Source organism: Arthrospira sp. PCC 8006 (assembly GCF_046480465.1).
GTDB classification, from domain to species: domain Bacteria; phylum Cyanobacteriota; class Cyanobacteriia; order Cyanobacteriales; family Microcoleaceae; genus Limnospira; species Limnospira platensis.
This window is the reverse complement of the sequence record NZ_PKGG01000370.1, coordinates 1-3,005: the sequence shown is the minus strand read 5'-3', so window position 1 is coordinate 3,005 and position 3,005 is coordinate 1. Positions and strand designations below refer to the sequence as shown.

The 3,005-nt window shown below is 45.8% G+C and carries 5 protein-coding genes; 2 read left to right on the top strand and 3 right to left on the bottom strand.

Annotation, left to right across the window (positions count from 1 at the left end; translation table 11 throughout):
• The coding region (locus B9T16_RS27425; RefSeq protein WP_410246262.1) for a DEAD/DEAH box helicase at positions 1-810 on the bottom strand (810 nt) is incomplete at its 3' end.
• A gap of 144 nt (positions 811-954) precedes the next feature.
• Here B9T16_RS27425 and B9T16_RS27420 point away from each other — a divergent pair.
• Positions 955-1,095 carry a hypothetical protein gene (locus tag B9T16_RS27420; RefSeq protein WP_410246261.1) on the top strand — a complete coding sequence of 47 codons (141 nt, stop codon included), beginning with the start codon at positions 955-957 and terminating at the stop codon, positions 1,093-1,095.
• A 12-nt stretch (positions 1,096-1,107) separates the two neighbouring features.
• Positions 1,108-2,031 (top strand): alpha/beta fold hydrolase, encoded by a 924-nt coding sequence (locus B9T16_RS27415; RefSeq protein ID WP_410246263.1) that lies wholly within the window; start codon positions 1,108-1,110, stop codon positions 2,029-2,031.
• An 87-nt stretch (positions 2,032-2,118) separates the two neighbouring features.
• Here the strand turns inward: B9T16_RS27415 and B9T16_RS27410 are convergent, their stop codons facing one another.
• Entirely contained in the window at positions 2,119-2,484 is a 366-nt protein-coding gene (locus B9T16_RS27410; protein ID WP_006620075.1) for a hypothetical protein, read from the bottom strand.
• 33 nt (positions 2,485-2,517) lie between these two features.
• The coding region (gene rsgA / locus B9T16_RS27405) for a GTPase RsgA (protein ID WP_410246260.1) at positions 2,518-3,005 on the bottom strand (488 nt) is incomplete at its 5' end.

Below are 3,005 nucleotides of genomic sequence, written 5' to 3'. Positions count from 1 at the left end.
CTCATCCGTCAGCAGAACATTACGCGCCTTCTCGTCCACCTCATAATGATCTTTATCCTTCTGTAGCCCCTTCGCCACCTCCGCCGCCCTCATATACTTCTCACTGGGACGTTCTACCTGACCAGAGATAATCAACGGAGTCCGCGCCTCATCAATTAGCACCGAGTCCACTTCGTCAATAATGCAATAGTTGAAAGGACGCTGCACCACCTCTTCCATAGAGGTCGCCATATTATCGCGCAAATAGTCAAACCCCACCTCGCTGTTAGTCGCGTAGGTGATATCACAGCTATAGTTCTTTTTCCGTTCCTCTGGACCCATCCCCTGCTGGATTAATCCCACACTCAACCCCAGAAAACGGTGTACCTGTCCCATCCACTCAGCATCACGACGGGCTAGATAATCATTAACCGTGATAATATGCACCCCGTGCCCTGATAAACCATTCAGATAAGCCGGGAGGGTCGAAACCAGGGTTTTCCCTTCCCCCGTTTTCATCTCCGCAATTTCACCCTTATGTAAAATCATACCCCCCCGCACCTGAACATCAAAGTGCCGCATCCCTAACACCCGTCGGGAAGCCTCCCTGACTACAGCAAAGGCTAACGGTAAAATTTCATCCAGGATTTGTTCCCTTTCCCCCCGGTTTTGGGCTTTCGCCAACATCTCCTTAAACTCCCCAGTCTTCGCCTTTAGACCTTCATCCGAGAGCGATCGCACATCTTCCTCTAGGATATTAACATCCGTCACTACAGGCTGATATTTTTTGATTTTGCGGGCATTAGGATCGCCCAGCAGAGCTTTAAGCATAGCAATAACAGGATAATCTCAACACTACTTTCCTATCTAGTATAGGGTTTATTCTTTACCATGAAACTCCCATACCCAGATATTTTGTCGGGCGATCGTATCCCCGTTGGTTTAGATTAGAATTACTGATTGCCATCGCTTTTTATGTTTCCTGAGTATTTACCCCCACTGGCTGAACCACTCACCGAATTAACTTCTATCTCCCTCGCTCAAGCAATTATTGCTGATCCCGTAACCCGCCCTGCTGTCCCTCAACCCATCCTCACTACCTATGTCCGCCAATGAAACCGACAGCCTCTGCCTCCCATTCTACTCCTACACGGTTTCGATAGTTCCGTCCTAGAGTTTCGCCGACTCTTACCACTATTAGCTAATTCCACCGAAACCTGGGCCGTCGATCTATTCGGCTTTGGCTTTACACAGCGATCGCCTTATTTAACCGTTAATCCTACTCATATCTTAGCCCATCTCTACGCCTTCTGGCAATCTACCATCAATCAACCAGTTATCTTAGTTGGCGCTTCTATGGGAGGCGCTACCGCCATCGACTTTACCCTCAATCATCCCCAAGCCGTACAATCTCTAGTCCTTATTGATAGTGCCGGAATCAATAAAGGTCCTATCGCTGGCAAGTTTTTATTTCCACCCTTCGACTATCTCGCCACCGAATTTCTGCGACAACCTAAAGTTCGCCAAAGTATCAGCGAAAACGCCTATTTTGACAAAAGCCTCGCCTCCCGTGATGCTCAGTTATGCGCGGCGTGGCATCTACAATCACCATTATGGAATCGCGGTTTAATTGAGTTTACCAAAAGTGGCGGTTATGGTGCTTTTGGCGATCGCTTAAATACTATTCAACAACCCACCTTAATTTTATGGGGCAAAAATGACAAAATCTTGGGAACCAAAGATGCCCATAAATTAGGCATTGAATCCGGTAATTTAGTGCAAGTGCGATCGCGCCGAGGAAAGGCTTATTTTCCTGCCCAAATTACTAAAGCGATCGCCCCGGGAACTGTATTTGTACCCATGCACTGGGGCGCTTTATGGGGAGATAATACCGAAGCCAACGCCATGACTCACCCTCAATGTTGTCCGGAGTCTAAACAACCCGAATTAAAAGCCTGTGCCGTACAATTATCAATAGTTAACCCCGAATTATTACCAACTTCACAAACCCAACCTAACCAACAACAACTCAACCCAACTATTCCCGTCTAAATACCTCCGCTGGGAGGGTACATGATTAATCATTAAAACCGGGTTTTTCCTGCCATAGCAACCCAAAAACCCGGTTTCTCCTGATGATTAATTATCTGTATTGCGTTTGGAATGTTCTTTTAAAACCCATCCCATCAGAGACACAGGACCTTTAGAAACTGGCTCATTGGCAAGTTTTTTTGATTGTTTATTATACTGAGATTTAAACAAAAATTTATGAATCGACTTGTACACCTTGCCAACTTCTGGGTTCGAGGAATTAGACTCCTCAATCTTTGGCAGAGAGTCTATATGCCACCAAGTTATTAATTGATAAGTAGATACACCACCCAAAAAGCTACACAGCAGACTAAATGGCAGCGAATAGCCTACCAAAAAAAAGCCCCCCATAAACAATAAACCAATCACTAATCCGGTGGTTATTGCGCCTGTAGTAGTTGGAGAATCTGACATGGCTCGGCTACTCCATTTAATAGATAAGTTGTTTTAGACCTCATCCAAATCTTCACAAAGTTGTTGTAAATTTTGGTGTTCTAAGCGACGGGAAGATCGGCGATATTTTTTAGACTGCAATTTAGGTTCATATTGTTTTCCCCCTCCAGATTTACTTTTAGATTTGAGGCGATCCTCCTCTAGTGGTTGATGTTGAGACGTTTCCCAAGCCTCGATCGCCTCCTCAAGAAAATGGAGATATTGGGGGTATCGTTCCCAGTCTCCACGCACCACACATGATGGTTCTTCGCGGTGCAAACAATCATCAAATTGACACTTACCCTTAGTTAAGCGATCGCGAATTTCCGGGAAATAATTACCCAACTGGTGAGGGTCACATTGCAATTCCGGTTGATTAAACCCCGGAGTATCAGCCAGGAAACCCCCGTTATGTAATTCAAACAATTCCACATGGCGGGTAGTATGCCGTCCTCGCCCCAATTTTCCCGACACTTCCCCCACCCGCAAATGACTATTAGGAA

Coding starts and splice junctions, on each gene's coding strand:
- B9T16_RS27420 (WP_410246261.1), top strand. CDS start 955: ATGTTTCCTGAGTATTTACCCCCACTGGCTGAACCACTCACCGAATTA.
- B9T16_RS27410 (WP_006620075.1), bottom strand. CDS start 2,484: ATGTCAGATTCTCCAACTACTACAGGCGCAATAACCACCGGATTAGTG.